The organism is Saccharothrix stipae (assembly GCF_054781895.1).
This window is the reverse complement of sequence record NZ_BAAGTN010000008.1, coordinates 134,082-148,635: the sequence shown is the minus strand read 5'-3', so window position 1 is coordinate 148,635 and position 14,554 is coordinate 134,082. Positions and strand designations below refer to the sequence as shown.

General features: G+C 71.3%; 15 protein-coding genes. 12 read left to right on the top strand and 3 right to left on the bottom strand.

What is annotated here, in order from left to right; genetic code table 11:
• Positions 1–78: 78 nt before the first annotated feature.
• The gene (locus ACYVLT_RS17470; protein WP_461121253.1) at positions 79–924 is read left to right on the top strand and encodes an NmrA family NAD(P)-binding protein; all 846 of its coding nucleotides are present in this window, start codon (positions 79–81) and stop codon (positions 922–924) included.
• A gap of 172 nt (positions 925–1,096) precedes the next feature.
• Here the strand turns inward: ACYVLT_RS17470 and upp are convergent, their stop codons facing one another.
• A complete protein-coding gene (gene upp, locus ACYVLT_RS17465) occupies positions 1,097–1,723 on the bottom strand; it encodes a uracil phosphoribosyltransferase (protein WP_461121252.1) in 627 nt (208 codons plus the stop codon).
• A 29-nt stretch (positions 1,724–1,752) separates the two neighbouring features.
• Here upp and ACYVLT_RS17460 point away from each other — a divergent pair, with 29 nt between their 5' ends.
• Both ACYVLT_RS17460 and ACYVLT_RS17455 read left to right on the top strand, forming a co-directional pair.
• On the top strand, positions 1,753–6,354 hold the full coding sequence (locus tag ACYVLT_RS17460) for an NACHT domain-containing protein (RefSeq protein WP_461121251.1): 4,602 nt from the start codon (positions 1,753–1,755) through the stop codon (positions 6,352–6,354).
• Between the two features lie 2 nt (positions 6,355–6,356).
• Complete coding sequence (locus tag ACYVLT_RS17455; protein ID WP_461121250.1) at positions 6,357–7,337, top strand: Gfo/Idh/MocA family protein; 981 nt, start codon at positions 6,357–6,359, stop codon at positions 7,335–7,337.
• Here the strand turns inward: ACYVLT_RS17455 and ACYVLT_RS17450 are convergent.
• Complete coding sequence (locus ACYVLT_RS17450) at positions 7,325–7,537, bottom strand: hypothetical protein (protein WP_461121249.1); 213 nt, start codon at positions 7,535–7,537, stop codon at positions 7,325–7,327. The two genes, ACYVLT_RS17455 and ACYVLT_RS17450, sit on opposite strands and share 13 nt — an antisense overlap.
• 95 nt (positions 7,538–7,632) lie before the next feature.
• Between ACYVLT_RS17450 and ACYVLT_RS17445 the strand changes: the two genes are divergently transcribed.
• From ACYVLT_RS17445 to ACYVLT_RS17405, 9 genes are read left to right on the top strand one after another with little or no spacing between them, the layout of a single operon-like run.
• Complete coding sequence (locus ACYVLT_RS17445; RefSeq protein WP_461121248.1) at positions 7,633–8,469, top strand: helix-turn-helix domain-containing protein; 837 nt, start codon at positions 7,633–7,635, stop codon at positions 8,467–8,469.
• Between the two features lie 17 nt (positions 8,470–8,486).
• Positions 8,487–8,654: a DUF397 domain-containing protein gene (locus ACYVLT_RS17440; protein WP_461121247.1), complete on the top strand. Its 168-nt coding sequence runs from the start codon at positions 8,487–8,489 to the stop codon at positions 8,652–8,654.
• Positions 8,651–9,097, top strand: a complete 447-nt coding sequence (locus ACYVLT_RS17435; protein ID WP_461121246.1) for a hypothetical protein — start codon at positions 8,651–8,653, stop codon at positions 9,095–9,097. The genes ACYVLT_RS17440 and ACYVLT_RS17435 overlap by 4 nt, the downstream gene beginning before the upstream one ends.
• A 34-nt stretch (positions 9,098–9,131) precedes the next feature.
• A complete protein-coding gene (locus ACYVLT_RS17430) occupies positions 9,132–9,779 on the top strand; it encodes a DUF1707 SHOCT-like domain-containing protein (RefSeq protein ID WP_461121245.1) in 648 nt (215 codons plus the stop codon).
• A 47-nt stretch (positions 9,780–9,826) separates the two neighbouring features.
• Positions 9,827–10,462, top strand: coding sequence for an ArsR family transcriptional regulator (locus ACYVLT_RS17425; protein WP_461121244.1), 636 nt, complete (start codon positions 9,827–9,829; stop codon positions 10,460–10,462).
• The gene (locus tag ACYVLT_RS17420; RefSeq protein ID WP_461121243.1) at positions 10,459–10,647 is read left to right on the top strand and encodes a hypothetical protein; all 189 of its coding nucleotides are present in this window, start codon (positions 10,459–10,461) and stop codon (positions 10,645–10,647) included. The genes ACYVLT_RS17425 and ACYVLT_RS17420 overlap by 4 nt, the downstream gene beginning before the upstream one ends.
• 56 nt (positions 10,648–10,703) lie before the next feature.
• Positions 10,704–11,675, top strand: coding sequence for a deoxyribose-phosphate aldolase (gene deoC / locus ACYVLT_RS17415; RefSeq protein ID WP_461121242.1), 972 nt, complete (start codon positions 10,704–10,706; stop codon positions 11,673–11,675).
• Position 11,676: 1 nt separating this feature from the next.
• Positions 11,677–13,104, top strand: a complete 1,428-nt coding sequence (locus ACYVLT_RS17410) for an aldehyde dehydrogenase family protein (protein WP_461121241.1) — start codon at positions 11,677–11,679, stop codon at positions 13,102–13,104.
• The gene (locus ACYVLT_RS17405; RefSeq protein ID WP_461121240.1) at positions 13,097–13,963 is read left to right on the top strand and encodes an aldehyde dehydrogenase family protein; all 867 of its coding nucleotides are present in this window, start codon (positions 13,097–13,099) and stop codon (positions 13,961–13,963) included. The genes ACYVLT_RS17410 and ACYVLT_RS17405 overlap by 8 nt, the downstream gene beginning before the upstream one ends.
• A gap of 7 nt (positions 13,964–13,970) precedes the next feature.
• On the opposite strand, the gene ACYVLT_RS17400 is transcribed toward ACYVLT_RS17405, so the two are convergent.
• On the bottom strand, positions 13,971–14,540 hold the full coding sequence (locus tag ACYVLT_RS17400) for a hypothetical protein (RefSeq protein WP_461121239.1): 570 nt from the start codon (positions 14,538–14,540) through the stop codon (positions 13,971–13,973).
• Between the last annotated feature and the right edge of the window lie 14 nt (positions 14,541–14,554).

The window sequence follows — 14,554 nt, the reverse complement described above, 5'->3', positions numbered from 1 at the left end:
CAAACTTTTGCATGTGCGGTGCGGGTGGTGATCGCGCTAGCTTCGGTGCTATTCAACTTTGAGTAGTTAGGGGAGCTCGTGACGATCCTGGTCACCGGGGCCACCGGAACCATCGGCGGCGCGGTCGTTCGGCAGTTGGCGGAGGCGGGTGTGCCGGTGCGGGCGTTGACGCGGAACCCGGCGCGGGCCCGGGGCGTGGTGCCCGCGGGCGTGGAGGTGGTGGGAGGTGACCTGACGCGGCCGGGTGAGCTGCCGTTGGCGGGGGTGACGGCGGTGTTCCTGTTGGCGGCCATCGAGTCCGATGACGCGGTGGCGCACGCGCAGGCGTTCTTGGACCGTGCGCCGGACCTGCGGCGGGTGGTGTTCCTGTCCAGCAGTGCGGTGACCGTGAAGCGGCCGGGCAGCTACGAGCTGCACCACGACGTGGAGCGGGTGATCGAGGCGTCCGGGGTGGCGTGGACGCACGTGCGGCCGGGTGAGTTCATGGCCAACAAGCTCATCTGGGCGCGGACGATCAAGGCGGAGGACGTGGTGCGGGCGCCGTTCCCGGAGTCGGTGGGCGCGCCGGTGCACGAGGACGACGTGGCGGAGGTGGCGGTGCACGCGTTGCTGCGGGAGGGGCACGCGGGCAAGGCGTACACGTTGAGCGGCCCGGAGGCGTTGACGCACGTCGAGCAGGCCGAGGCGATCGGCCGGGGCTTGGGCCGCCCCATCCGGTTCGAGCGCGTGACCTACGGCCAGGCCCGCGCGAGCTTGATCCGTGACGAGGGCCTGCCGTACGACGTGGCCGAGTACCTCCTCGGCTACATGGCCCAGCACGCCGAGGAACCGGCCGCCGTCACCCCCGACTTCACCACCGTCACGGGCCGCCCGGGCCGCACCCTCTCCACCTGGGCCACCAACCACCTCCCCACCCTCACCTAACCCCGCGAGAGTCCTACCCTGAGCCCGCGAGAGTCCTACGTTCGCGCACCCCGAATTCAACGCTCACGACGAACGGCCGGTGCGTGAGCGTTGAATTCAGGTGCTCTGAACGTAGGACTCTCGGGCGCTGAGCGTAGGACTCTCGCGGTGTGGAGGTAGGACTCTCGGGGGGTTAGTGGACGGTGCCGTATTGGCGGTCGCCGGCGTCGCCCAGGCCGGGGACGATGAAGCCCGAGTCGTTCAGGCGTTCGTCGACGCTGGCGGTGATCAGGCGGACGGGGAGGGTCGAGTCCTCCAGGTGCTTGATGCCCTCCGGGGCGGCGAGCGCGCAGATCGCGGTCACGTCGGTGGCGCCGCGGTCGGTCAGCAGCCGGATCGTGTACGCCATCGAACCACCGGTGGCGAGCATCGGGTCCAGCACGAACACCGGACGGCCGGCCAGCGAGTCGGGCAGCGACTCCATGTACGGGGTGGGCTGGAGGGTCTCCTCGTCACGGGCCAGGCCCACGAAGCCCATCTGCGCGTCGGGGATCAGCTTGTGCGCCTGGTCGGCCATGCCCAGGCCGGCCCGCAGGACGGGCACCAGCAGCGGCGGGTTCGCCAGGCGGTAGCCGGTGGTCCGGGCCACGGGCGTGTGCACCCGCTCCTCGGCCACGGGCAGGTCGCGCGTGGCCTCGTACACGAGCATCACGGTCAACTCGTGCAGCGCGGCGCGGAACGCCGCGTTGTCGGTGCGGGCGTCACGCATGGTGGTCAGCCGCGCCCTGGCCAGTGGGTGATCGACAACGAGGACGTCCATGGTCGAACAGTATGTGGTACCTCTAACCGATGCCCGACGGCTCGTTACCCGGCGACGGCGACGAAGAGGGTGGGCCGGGCCGGCTGACCGTGTTGCACCTGCACGGCACGCGGTTCGGCTCCGGTCACGACGTGTGGTCACCCCGTGACTTCGCCGAGCTCCGACCCGACCTGGTGGTGTTCACCGGTGACCTGACCGAGCACGGCAGGCCGGACGAGTTCGAGCGCGGCTTCCGGTTCCTGGCCGAGCTGGCGGAGGCGGTGCACCTGCCGCGGGAACGGGTCGTCGTCGTGCCCGGATCGCGGGACGTGAACCGGTTGGCGTGCGAGGCGTACTTCCGGCAGGAGGAGGCGTGGGGCCGGACCCCGACGCCCCCGTACTGGCCGAAGTGGGGACCGTTCGCGGCGGCGTTCGACGACTTCCACGGCGCCCGGTTCAGCTTCACCCCGGACGAGCCGTGGACCCTGTTCGACTACCCGGAGCTGGAGCTCGCGGTCGCCGGCCTGAACTCCACCATCGAGATCACGCACGAAACCACGCACGAGGACGACCGCGCGGTCATCGGCGGACGCCAGGCCGAGCGGTTCGAGAAGCTGTTCCGCGACGGCCCGCGCCGTGCCTGGACACGGCTGAGCGCGGTCCAAGGCCCACTGGCGTTCGACGTCTCGCCGCACGTCGACCTGGCGCTCACCAGCCCCCGTGACGGGCGCGCCACCTGGTCGGTCGTCCCGGTACCGGTCGGCGATGGCGGCGACTCGAAGCGGGCCACCGCGACCGACCAGCCGGCCAAGGGCCCGGACCTCTTCTTCGACCGCGTGCTGGAAGCCACGCGCGTGGCGCACCCGACCGCGACCGTCACGCCGCGAGCCGAGGAGCACTACATCCGCGTGTCCAAGCCCCGCCCGGGCGGTGGTTTCGAGCAGTGGCCGGTCGGCGTGCGGGCCAGGTTGGGTGACGAGGCGGTGGAGTCGTTCGTCACGCGGGTGCACGCCTCCTTCGCCGCGGCCGACCCCGCCGTGCCGTCCGAGCTGGTCTACAGCGGCCCGCCCGCCGGGCACGAACTGGTCGTCGCGGCACGGCGGCGCGGCGTGCGGCTGCGCAGCTTCGTGGAGTACCAGGGCCTGCTGGACCTGCGGCCGTTGGCGGAGCGGCAGACCCGGCGGCTGGCCGCCGACCAGGTCTACCCCGCCGACCTGTACGTGCCGCAGCGGTACGGCATGGTCGGCTGGGAGGACGGCGACGACGACCTGCTCGAACGGGTGCTCGGCTGGCTCGGTGAGGACGTCGCCCGGTTCGTGGTCGTGCTCGGCGACTTCGGGCGCGGCAAGTCGTTCCTGCTGCGGCAGTTGACCCGGGCGCTGCCCGTCGAGCACCCCGGCCTGCTGCCCGTGCTGGTGGAGCTGCGCAGCCTGGAGAAGGCGCCGACGCTGGACGAGCTGCTCGCACAGCACCTCGTGCGCGAGGGCGTGGACGCGGTCGAGGTGGCCAAGCTGCGGTACATGATCAGCAGCGGTCGGCTGGCGCTGCTGTTCGACGGGTTCGACGAGCTGGAACTGCGCGTCGGGTACGACCAGGCGGCCGACTACCTGGCCACGCTGCTGCACGCCGTGACCGATCGGGCGAAGGTCGTGCTGACCAGCCGCAGCCAGCACTTCCAGTCCACCGACCAGGTGCTGAACGCGCTGGGTCAGCGGGTCTCGGCGTTGACCGCGAGCCGGGTGGCGGTGCTGGAGGACTTCAGCGACGACCAGATCCGCGACTTCCTCACCAGGCACTACGGCGGTGACGAGGGACGTGCGGCGGCACGGTTCGAGCTGCTGGGCGCGATCAACGACCTGCTGGGCCTGTCCCGGAACCCGAGGATGTTGTCGTTCATCGCCGACCTGGACGACGAGCGGTTGCGCGAGGTCCAGCAGCAGCACGGCCGGATCAGCGCGGCCGAGCTGTACCGGGAGCTGGTGGACTTCTGGCTGGTGCAGGAGACCGACCGGCAACGGCACCGGCACGGGATGCCGTCGTTCGACGGCGCGGAACGGCTGTCGGCGTGCACGGCGTTGGCGTTGCGGCTGTGGCGGACGACGGCGGCCACCATCGACACGGCCGACCTGGAGGACACCGTGGTGCGCACGTTGACCCGGTTGACCGAGCGCGGCTACTCGATCGACCAGGCCGCGCACGCCGTCGGGTCCGGGTCGCTGCTGGTGCGGACGGAGGCGGGCGGGTTCGCGTTCGTGCACCAGTCGGTGATGGAGTGGCTGGTCGCGAAGGTGGCGGCGGACGACCTGCCCGGCACCGACATCGTGACCCGCAAGATGTCGCGGCTGATGGTCGACTTCCTGTGCGACCTGGCCGGGCACGAGGCCGCGTTGGCCTGGGCACGCGGGGTGATGGCGGACGCCGACGCGCCCGAGGCGGCCAAGCAGAACGCGACCGAGGTGGCGAAGAGGCTGGAGGCGCGGGTCCGGCTGTCGTTGGCCAACGCGGACCTGCGCGCGTTCGACTTCGGTGACCTGGACTTGCGCGGGGCCGACTTCCGCGGTGCCGACCTGACCGGGCAGCGGCTGGTGGACAAGGACCTCACCGGGGCCGACCTGACCGGCGCGAACCTGACCGACGTGCTGATGATCGGCGGCGACCTCACCGGTGCGGTGCTGACCGGGAGCCGGTGGGAGCGGTCGGCACTGGTCCGGGTGGCCGGTCCGACGCCGGAGGGTGCGGCGGTGGTCGGGCGTGACCCGGCGACACCCGTGCTCGCGCCGCTGGGGTCCGACGTGGCGGCGGTCGCGTTCTCGCCGGACGGTGAACTGGCCGCCGTGGCGCACCGGCACGTGCTGGAGCTGCGGCACCTGGGCACCAATCGACCGGTGCGGGTCTGGCGGCGACTCTCGTACCCGATCACCGACGTCACGTACGCCCCGAACGGCCGCCTGATCGCCACCATGGAGGAGGACGGCGCCACGTACGTCTGGGACGCGCACACCGGTGAGCTGGTGACCGATCTGCCGCGCCGCGGGACCGGGCGGGCCTGGTTCGTGGGGCAGGGTGGTCGCCTGGTCAACAAGGACGTCCACGGTCTGGTCCGGCTGTGGGACTCCGCGACCGGCGAGCTCGTGGACGAGCTGCCACGGCTCTGTCACGACCTCATGGTGTCGTCCGACGGGGGCGTGATGGTCACGAGGTCGGACCGCGAGGTGGAGGTCCGGCGCACGGACGACATGGCGGTGATCGCCACGATCACCACGGAGCGCCATGCCCGCATGGCCGTCTCACCGACCGGCTCGGTGCTCGCCCTGCGCGTCAACAAGAACGTGACGGTCTTCGACACGCGCTCCGGCGGGCCCTTGGCGCACGTGCCCAACCGCCTGAGCCGCGGCGAGAGGATGACTCTTCTGGCGGCCGACCGGATGGCGTTCGCCGATGGCGACCGCATCACCATCACCAACACCGAGGGCAAGCAGGTGACGAGGTTCCCCAACTCGGCCGGCATCCGGCGCGTCACGCCGTCCGCCGACGGCAACCGCTTGGCGTTGACCATGGTGGACGGCTCGGCCGTCGTCCACGCGGTGGCCAACAAGCAGAACCAGCGGTTGGATGACTCCCCGCATTTCGTCGGCTCCGCGTCGTACTCGCCGGACGGCTGGTCGTTGCAAACCACCTCCGAGGCCGGAGTGGTCCTCGTGTGGGATCTGAAGACGGGCGACGTCCGGCGCCGGCCCACGGCCCAGACGGGACCGGGGCGGATCGCGGGGTTCGCGTCCGCGAGCGCGACGGCGGTGGTCCCGACTCCGCTGGGGCTCGACATCACCGGATCCCGGAACCTGTTCATCCACACCTTCGAGGTGATCCAGTCCCTGGCCGTTTCCGCGCGTGGCGACCGGCTGGTCACCGCCTCCACCGACGACGTCGTGACGTACTGGGACGCGACGAAGGGATCTCGTCTCGGCCACTACCGGTACGTGGGGATGGAGGTCAACGCCGTTGCGCTGTCGCCGAAGGGTGACATCTTCACCGTCACCCACAGGAACGGCACCGCCTACGTCCTGGACGCGTCCTTCTACGTCAAGGCACCCTTGGAGGGTCACACCGGGGAGGTGTGGAGCGCGGCGTTCTCGCCCGAGGGCTACCGGGTCGCCACGACGTCCGCCGACGGCACCGCGCGGGTCTGGGACCTGACCGGCAGGGAGTTGGCCAGGGCGGTGGGGCACGAGGGCAGCGTCTGGGACGTGGCCTTCTCCCCCGACGGTCACCGCCTCGCCACGGCGTCCGGGGACGGGACGGCCCGGATCTGGACCGCGCGCGGTGAGCACGTGGTGACGTTGACGGGTCATACCGGCGTGGTCCGCAGCGTGGCGTTCTCGCCCGACGGCCGCCGGGTCGCCACCACGTCCGACGACGGCACGGCCCGGATCTGGGACGCCGGGACCGGTGCGTGGCTGGCGGTGCTGGTGCACGGGCGGAACGGGACGGCGGTGGTGCTGCCGGACGGGTCGTACACGACCGAGGGTGACGTCGGTGACCGGCTGTGGTGGGCGGTGAAGCAGGTGCGGTTCGAGGCCGGCGCGTTGGACCCGCACTACCGCGAGATCAAGCGGCTCGGGGTTGACGAGGTGCTGCCGGGGGTAACGTCCTGAGCATGGCCGACCACGTGCGGATCGGGGTTCTTGGGGCGGCGCGGATCGTGCCGGCGGCATTGGTCAGGCCGGGGCGGGACGTGGCGTCGGTGGAGGTTTCGGCGGTCGCGGCGCGGGATGTCGGACGGGCGCAGAAGTTCGCCGACCGGAACGGGATCCCGCGCGTGCACACGACGTACGAAGAGCTGTTGGACGACCCGAACCTGGATGCCGTCTACAACCCGCTGCCCAACGGGTTGCACGGGAAGTGGACGTTGGCGGCGTTGGCGGCCGGGAAGCACGTGTTGTGCGAGAAGCCGTTCGCGGCGAACGCGGACGAGGCGGCGGAGATCGCGGCGGCGGCGAAGAGCTGCGGGCTGGTGGTGATGGAGGCGTTCCACTACCGCTACCACCCGTTGGCGTTGCGGTTGCCGGAGGTGGTCGCGGAGTTGGGTGAACTGCGGCACGTGGAGGCGCGGCTGGCCTTCCCGATGCCGAGGTTCAACGACATCCGGTACTCGCTGGAGCTGGCCGGTGGGGCGTTGATGGACGCCGGGTGTTACGCGGTGAACATGGTGCGGTACCTCGGCGGCGAGCCGGAGGTGAAGTCGGCGCGGGCGTTGCTGAAGGGCGACGGCGTCGACCGGGCGATGCGGGCGGAGCTGAAGTTCCCGGCCGGGCACACCGGGACCGTGGTCGCGTCGATGTGGTCGCGGTCGTTGCTGAGACTCTCGGCGAAGGTGTTGGGCGCCAACGGCTCGATGACCGTGTTCAACCCCTTCGCGCCGCAGTTCGGGCACCGGCTCACGGTGAAGCTGGACGGTCACCGGCGGGTCGAGCGGTTCGACCGGCGACCGTCGTACGCCTACCAGTTGGAGGCCTTCGCCGACGCCGTGCTGCACGGCAAGCCGTTCCCGACGACGGCGGACGACGCGGTGGCCACCATGCGGGTCGTGGACGACATCTACCGCGCGGCCGGGCTGCCCGTGCGTCAGCCGACCTGACGCAGTTGCCAGAGCGCCTCGGTCAGGTCGACCAGGGTGCGGAAGTGCTCGACCAGGCCCTCGAAGTCGCGCAGCGGGTCGGGCTTGTCGGGCGGCACCAGACCGGTGCCGCCGGTGTCCTCGGCGTACTCGGGTTCGAGGATCGACACGGTCATCGTCCAGTTGGCGGCGGCGCCGCTGATCTCCCAGGTCTTCTCCACGGCGCAACGGTGGCGTCTTGCGCCGCGGTCCCGCAACGCTCCCCTTCGGGTGACACGGCTTTCGTGCCCGCGTGGCAAGGCGGAACAGTCGCGCCATGACACGCAAGGGGGCATCCGTCCGGCAACGGCGGGTATCGACGGAACTGCGCACGTTGCGCTTGGCCAGGGGCCTGAGCTGCGCGGACGTGGCCAACGCGATCGGCTGCTCGGAGAGCAAGATCAGCCGGATGGAGACCGGGAACCGAGGGCTCCGGGCCGACGAGGTCGCGGCGATCCTCGGCTACCTGCGCGCGCCGGCCGCGTTGCGGCAAGAGCTGGTCGACCTGGTCCGCGCCGGCGAACACCGGAACTGGCACGCCATCCACGGCAAGTTGCCCAGCAACTGGAAGGACCTCATCGGCTTCGAGGCGGAGGCAACGGCCCTCTACAACTACGAGCCGCTCCTCATCCCCGGTCTCGCCCAGACCCCCGACTACGCCCGCGCCATCATCCGAGGCGCCAACGACCGGTTGTCCGACGCCGACCTCGACGCCCTGGTCGCCACCCGGATGGGCAGGCAGGTGATCCTGAGCCGGGCGCAGGTGCACCTGCTCATCGACGAAGGCATCCTCCGCCGCCGGTTGGCTTCGCCCGGCATGATGCGCACCCAACTCCAGCACCTCGTCACGTTGGGTGGCCGGGCCAACATCACCGTCCAGATCGTGCCGCTGGACACCGGCGCGCACCCCGGTCTGGGCGGGCCGTTCCTGGTCATGGACTTCGCCGATCAACCGAGCCTGGTCTACGTGGAAGGCCGTGGCACGAGCACGTTCCTCGAAGAAGAAGTGCACCTCAGCAACGCTAGGCTTGCCTGGCAGAGGCTGCGTGCCTTGGCGCTGTCAGCCGAAGAGTCGCTGGGACTCATCGCCAAGCTCGCGGGACGGATGACGTGATGCGAGGAGCGCGACCGATGGACCTCACCCGTGCGAACTGGCGCAAGAGCAGCCGCAGCAGCGACCAGGCCAACTGCGTGGAGGTCGCGCACGTCGCCAACCGCACCGCCGTCCGCGATTCCAAGAACCCCGACGGCCCGGTCCTGTTGTTCGGCAAGGTCGACTGGTCGGTCTTCGCCAGGTGAAGTGGGTCGTCGCGCTCGTCGCCATTGCGGCGTTGGTCGGGTGCCAGGGGCAGGCGCCGCCCGCGGCGAAGTCGGGGACCGGCGAGTTGCGGACCGACCTCGACCCGCTCGTCACGCGCTTCCCCGTGCTCGGGGCACCGGCCGGCGCGCGGTGGATGTCCGGCACGTTCGGGCGGTCCGACGTGCCCGGTCCGTCGACCTACTGGATCGACGCGGTCGTGGCCCTGTCGCGGGCGGAGGTCGAGCGGGTGGAGTCCGCCTACGCGCCGGCGGACGAGGGCAGGACGCCGGACGTCACGGAGGGCATGCGCGCGGAGTTGCCGGGTGGGCCGTTCCTGACCGGGGACGCGCTGGACGCGGCGTTCGACCACGAGCGGTGGCACGCGTCGGCCTTCCTGGACCCGGAATCCGGCGAACTCGTCCTCGTCGCCACCGGAACCTGACCATCGGCGGGCTCGCGCTCCTAGACTCACCCACGTGAGCGACGAGCTGGTGCCGGACCCCCGTCAGATGCGTGCCTCGGACGCCGACCGCGAGAAGGTCGCCCAGGTGCTCCAGCAGGCGCACGGCGAGGGCAGGCTGGACCTGCACGAGCTGGATGAACGCCTGGCCGCGGTGTACGCGTCCAAGACCTACGGCGACCTGGTGCCGCTGACCGCCGACCTCGGCGTGCCTGCGCCCGCCCTGCTGCCCGTGCCGATGCAGCACAACGTGCCCGCCTCGCGCATCGGCGGCACGCCCGGCTCCTCGGTGTCGTTCGCGTTCTGGTCGGCCGTCGAACGGCGGGGCGAGTGGGTCGTGCCGTCGACCCACACCGCGACCGCGATCATGGGCGGCGTCGAGCTGGACCTGACCCGGGCCCGGTTCGCGCAGGGTGAGACGACGATCAACGCCTACGCGTTCTGGGGCGCGGTGGAGATCATCGTGCCGGAGGACATCACGGTGCGCGTGGACGGCGTCGGCTTCATGGGCGCCTTCGAGGACGCCACGCACAAGGGCGCGCCGACCATCCCCGGTGGGCCGGTCGTGCGCATCACCGGCTTCGCGATGATGGGCGCGGTCGAGGTGAGGCGGCCGAAAAAGAAGAAGGTCAAGGGTCGCAAGCACGACGAGCTGGAAGGCTAGCCGCCGACCGTTTGACGTTTCGCTTAGACGGAATATATCTTCGGTTTATGCGAAGTGACGCGCCCGCTCTGCTGCCCGTCCTCAGGTCGCGGACGCAAGCCGGCATCTTGGCCGCGACGCTGCTGAACGCTGACCACGAGTACACGCTCACAGACCTTGCGACCCGGCTCGGTTCGTCGCTGACCTCCGTGCACACCGAGGTCGAGAGGTTGGAGCAGGCCGCGATCCTGACGTCACGCCAGCTGGGCCGCGCCCGCCTGGTCCGGGCGGGATCAGGCCCGCTCGTCGGTCCTCTCACCGAACTGGTCCTCATCGCCTACGGCCCACCGCAGGTGATCGCGGAGGAGTTCGAGGCCGTGGCCGGCGTCGGCGAACTGCTGCTCTTCGGCTCGTGGGCCGAGCGTTACCACGGGAAGAAGGGGCACGACCCCAGGGACGTCGACGTGCTGGTGGTCGCCGCGTCCGACGAGCCGGTGAACCGCGCCGACGTCTACGCCGCCGCGGAAAGGGCCGAACTGCGCTTGGCCCGACCGGTGAACCCGACCGTGGTCAGCGCCGCTCGCTGGTTGGCCGGCGGTCAAGACGACCCGCTACTCCAGGAGATCCGCACTCGTCCGGTGGTCCAGATCTTCTCCCACGGCGTCGATGAGAACGAGCAAGACCAACCACCACGACGAGGATGACCGGTGTGGCCTCGGGGCCCCGCGGCAGCGACATCCTCGACAGCCGGCGGCGCAACGAACTTGAGTACCCGGCGTTTCCGGGCGAACGGATCGAGCCCGCCGAAGTGCACGCGGCCGTGCGCGTCGCGCACACGATCCTGGACAGCTCCAGACAGCTGGTCGAGCACCTCCCCCTGTTCACCTGACCTGCACGGATTCGCTCACTTAGGACGGCCGTCCCAATCCGCCTAGACTCGGCGGCATGGCTGCTCCGACTACTACACCGCCAGCGCAGCTGCCCCCGGCGCTCGCGGACGCCGTTCGCGACGAAGCGTCGTTGCGCCGGTTCCTGCACGGGCTGCCCGGTGTGGACCAGGTCGGCGTCGAACAGCGCGCGGCCGGTCTGGGCACTCGCAGCATCAAGAAGGCCGCCAAGATGTGGGCCATCGACACCGCCATCAGCATGGTCGACCTGACCACGCTGGAAGGCGCCGACACGCACGGCAAGGTGCGGTCGCTGGCCGCGAAGGCCCGCAGGCCCGACCCCGACCACCCGGACGTGCCCCGGGTCGCCGCCGTCTGCGTGTACCCGGACATGGTCGAGACGGCCGTCGAGGAGCTCCGGGGCACCGGGATCGACATCGCCAGCGTCGCCACCGCGTTCCCGTCCGGCCGGTCGAGCCTGAAGGTGAAGCTGGAGGACACCGCCTACGCGGTCGAGGCGGGCGCCACCGAGATCGACATGGTGATCGACCGCGGCGCGTTCCTGTCCGGCCGCTACGGGCAGGTGTTCGACGAGATCGTGCAGGTCAAGCACGCCTGCGGGGACGCGCACCTCAAGGTCATCCTGGAGACCGGCGAGCTCGCGACCTACGACAACGTGCGCCGCGCGTCGTGGCTCGGCCTGCTCGCGGGCGGCGACTTCATCAAGACCTCCACCGGCAAGGTCTCCCCCGCCGCGACGCTGCCCGTCACGCACGTGATGCTGCAAGCCGTCCGCGACTGGCACACCCAGACGGGCGAGCTCAGGGGCGTGAAGCCCGCCGGCGGCATCCGCACGACCAAGGACGCGATCAAGTACCTGGTCGCCGTGCACGAGGTCGCGGGACCGGAGTGGCTGACCCCGGCGCTGTTCCGCTTCGGCGCCTCCACGCTGCTCAACGACCTGCTGATGCAGCGGCGCACCCAGTTGGCGGGCCACTACAGCGGCCCCGATTACGTGACGGTGGACTGACATGTGGGAATACGCGCCCGCGCCCGAATCACGGGACATCGCGAACCTCAAGCCGAACTACCGGATGTTCATCGACGGCGAGTTCGTCGACGGCGCCGGTGAGCCGCTCAAGACCGTCAACCCCGGCACCGAGGAGGTGCTCGCGGAGGTCTCCACGGCCGCGCCCGCCGACGTGGACAAGGCCGTGAAGGCCGCCCGCCGCGCCTACGACCGGGTGTGGGGCAAGATGCCCGGCTCCGAGCGCGCCAAGTACATCTTCCGCATCGCCCGGCTGGTCCAGGAGCGCGCGCGGGAGCTGGCGGTGCTGGAGTCGTTGGACAACGGCAAGCCGATCAAGGAATCACGTGACGTGGACGTGCCGACGGCCGCCGCGCACTTCTTCTACCACGCGGGCTGGGCGGACAAGCTCGGCTACGCGGGCTACGGGCCCGACCCGCGCCCGCTCGGCGTGGCGGGGCAGGTCATCCCGTGGAACTTCCCGCTGCTGATGGCGGCGTGGAAGATCGCGCCCGCGCTGGCCACCGGCAACACCGTGGTGATCAAGCCCGCGGAGACGACGCCGCTGAGCGCGCTGGTGCTGGCGGAGATCATCCAGCAGGCCGACCTGCCACCCGGTGTGGTGAACATCCTCGCCGGCGCGGGTGACGTCGGCGCGGCCGTCGTGTCCCACCCGGGCGTGGACAAGGTCGCGTTCACCGGGTCGACCGAGGTCGGCAAGATCATCCAGCGGCAGCTGGCCGGCAGTGGCCGCAAGGTCACCCTGGAACTGGGCGGCAAGGCGGCGAACATCGTGTTCGACGACGCGCCGCTGGACCAGGCGGTCGAGGGCATCGTCAACGGCATCTTCTTCAACCAGGGCCACGTGTGCTGCGCGGGTTCCCGGCTGCTGGTGCAGGAGTCGGTGGCCGAGGAGCTGCTGGCGAAGCTGCACGTCCGCGTGTCCACGCTGCGCGTCGGCGACCCGCTGGACAAGAACACCGACGTCGGCGCGATCAACTCGCGCGACCAGCTGACGAAGATCCAGCAGCTGGTCGAGTCCGGCGACGCCGAGGGCGCGCAGCGGTGGACGTCCGCGTGCCCGTTGCCGGACAAGGGCTTCTACTTCGCGCCGACCGTGTTCTCCAACGTGTCGCAGGCGATGCGGATCGCGCGCGAGGAGATCTTCGGGCCGGTGCTGTCGGTGCTCACGTTCCGCACCCCGGACGAGGCGGTGGCCAAGGCGAACAACACGCCGTACGGGCTGTCGGCCGGCATCTGGACCGAGAAGGGGTCGCGCATCCTGTGGGCGGCGCAGAAGATGCGCGCCGGCGTGGTGTGGGCCAACACGTTCAACCGCTTCGACCCGACCGCCCCGTTCGGCGGCTACCAGGAGTCGGGCTTCGGTCGCGAGGGCGGCCGCACCGGGCTGGAGGCCTACCTCGATGTCTGAGAACCGGATCGCGGTCGCGAAGACGTACAAGCTCTACATCGGCGGGGCGTTCCCGCGGTCGGAGTCGGGCCGGTCCTACCCGGTGGTCGACGCGAAGGGCGCGTTCCTGGCCAACGCGGCGCAGGGTTCGCGCAAGGACGCCCGGGACGCGGTCGCGGCGGCGCGCAAGGCGTTCCCCGGCTGGTCGGGTGCGACGGCGTACAACCGCGGGCAGGTGCTGTACCGGGTCGCGGAGGTGCTGGAGGGCAGGCGGGAGCAGTTCATCGCCGAGGTGGCCGCCGGCGAGGGGGTCACGGCGAAGAAGGCGCAGTCGCTGGTGGACGCGGCGATCGACCGGTGGGTCTGGTACGCGGGGTGGACCGACAAGGTCGCCACGGTGCTCGGCGCGTCGAACCCGGTGGCCGGGCCGTACTTCTCGTTCTCGGTGCCGGAGCCGACGGGCGTGGTGGCGGTGCTCGCGCCGCAGGAGTCGTCGCTGCTGGGGCTGGTCAGCGCGGTCGCGCCGGTGATCGCGACCGGCAACGCGGCGGTGGTCGTGACGTCGCAGGACCGGCCGCTGCCCGCGGTGACGTTGGCCGAGGTGCTGGCGACGTCCGACCTGCCCGGCGGTGTGGTGAACGTGCTGACCGGCCGCACGGCGGAGATCGCGCCCTGGCTGGCGTCGCACGCGGACGTGAACGCGCTCGACCTGACCGGTGCGCCGGAGTCGGCGCGGGCGGACCTGGAGCGGGCGGCGGCCGGGACGGTGAAGCGCGTGCTGCGGGCCCGTCCGGCGGAGGACTTCACCCGCGAGCCGGACCTGGCCCGGCTGCGGGCGTTCCTGGAGACGAAGACGGTCTGGCACCCGGTGGGCGTCTGACGGCCGGTCAGCGGCGGCAGCCGAACCAGCTGTAGGCGAGCAGGCCGGTGCAGCCGAGCACGACCGCGGTCACGGTGGCCGAGGTGGTGCCGACGGGTTGCACCGGCCAGGTCAGCAGGCGGCTGAGCCAGTGGTCGTCGAAGGGTGGGACGACGAGCGTGACCCCGGACCACCCGACCGGCAACGCCCAGGCGGCGCGGGCGCCGAACAGCAGCGCGCCCAGTGCCGCCAGGCCGCCCAGGCCGACCACGTCGCGGAGCACGAAGGCGTCCGGGGCGATCGGGTCGGAGACCAGGCCGGCGGCGAGCAGCAGCGCGGCGACGAGCGTGCCGCCGAGCAGCAGGTGCGCGGCCCGGCGCGGCGGCCAGCCGAACGCGGCCGTGCGGTCGAGCGCCGAGTCGTGCCCGCTGAGGCCCGTCGCCACGGCGGACACCCCGACGGCCGCGCCGAACGCCGCCAGCTGCGGGCTGCCGTGCGGCGGGGCGGCCGCGGCGAGCGCCGCCACCCCGACCACCACGGCCGCCGCCGACACCGGCACCCGCCGCGACCGGGCGTGCAGGATCAGCCACCGCGTCACGGCGTCCCTCCCGG

What these genes read in the sequence shown, in the direction of transcription:
- deoC (WP_461121242.1), top strand. Translation starts at nt 10,704, where the DNA reads ATGGCTGCTCCGACTACTACACCGCCAGCGCAGCTGCCCCCGGCGCTC.
- ACYVLT_RS17455 (WP_461121250.1), top strand. Translation starts at nt 6,357, where the DNA reads ATGGCCGACCACGTGCGGATCGGGGTTCTTGGGGCGGCGCGGATCGTG.
- ACYVLT_RS17405 (WP_461121240.1), top strand. Translation starts at nt 13,097, where the DNA reads ATGTCTGAGAACCGGATCGCGGTCGCGAAGACGTACAAGCTCTACATC.
- ACYVLT_RS17410 (WP_461121241.1), top strand. Translation starts at nt 11,677, where the DNA reads ATGTGGGAATACGCGCCCGCGCCCGAATCACGGGACATCGCGAACCTC.
- ACYVLT_RS17420 (WP_461121243.1), top strand. Translation starts at nt 10,459, where the DNA reads ATGACCGGTGTGGCCTCGGGGCCCCGCGGCAGCGACATCCTCGACAGC.
- upp (WP_461121252.1), bottom strand. Translation starts at nt 1,723, where the DNA reads ATGGACGTCCTCGTTGTCGATCACCCACTGGCCAGGGCGCGGCTGACC.
- ACYVLT_RS17460 (WP_461121251.1), top strand. Translation starts at nt 1,753, where the DNA reads ATGCCCGACGGCTCGTTACCCGGCGACGGCGACGAAGAGGGTGGGCCG.
- ACYVLT_RS17425 (WP_461121244.1), top strand. Translation starts at nt 9,827, where the DNA reads ATGCGAAGTGACGCGCCCGCTCTGCTGCCCGTCCTCAGGTCGCGGACG.
- ACYVLT_RS17445 (WP_461121248.1), top strand. Translation starts at nt 7,633, where the DNA reads ATGACACGCAAGGGGGCATCCGTCCGGCAACGGCGGGTATCGACGGAA.
- ACYVLT_RS17440 (WP_461121247.1), top strand. Translation starts at nt 8,487, where the DNA reads ATGGACCTCACCCGTGCGAACTGGCGCAAGAGCAGCCGCAGCAGCGAC.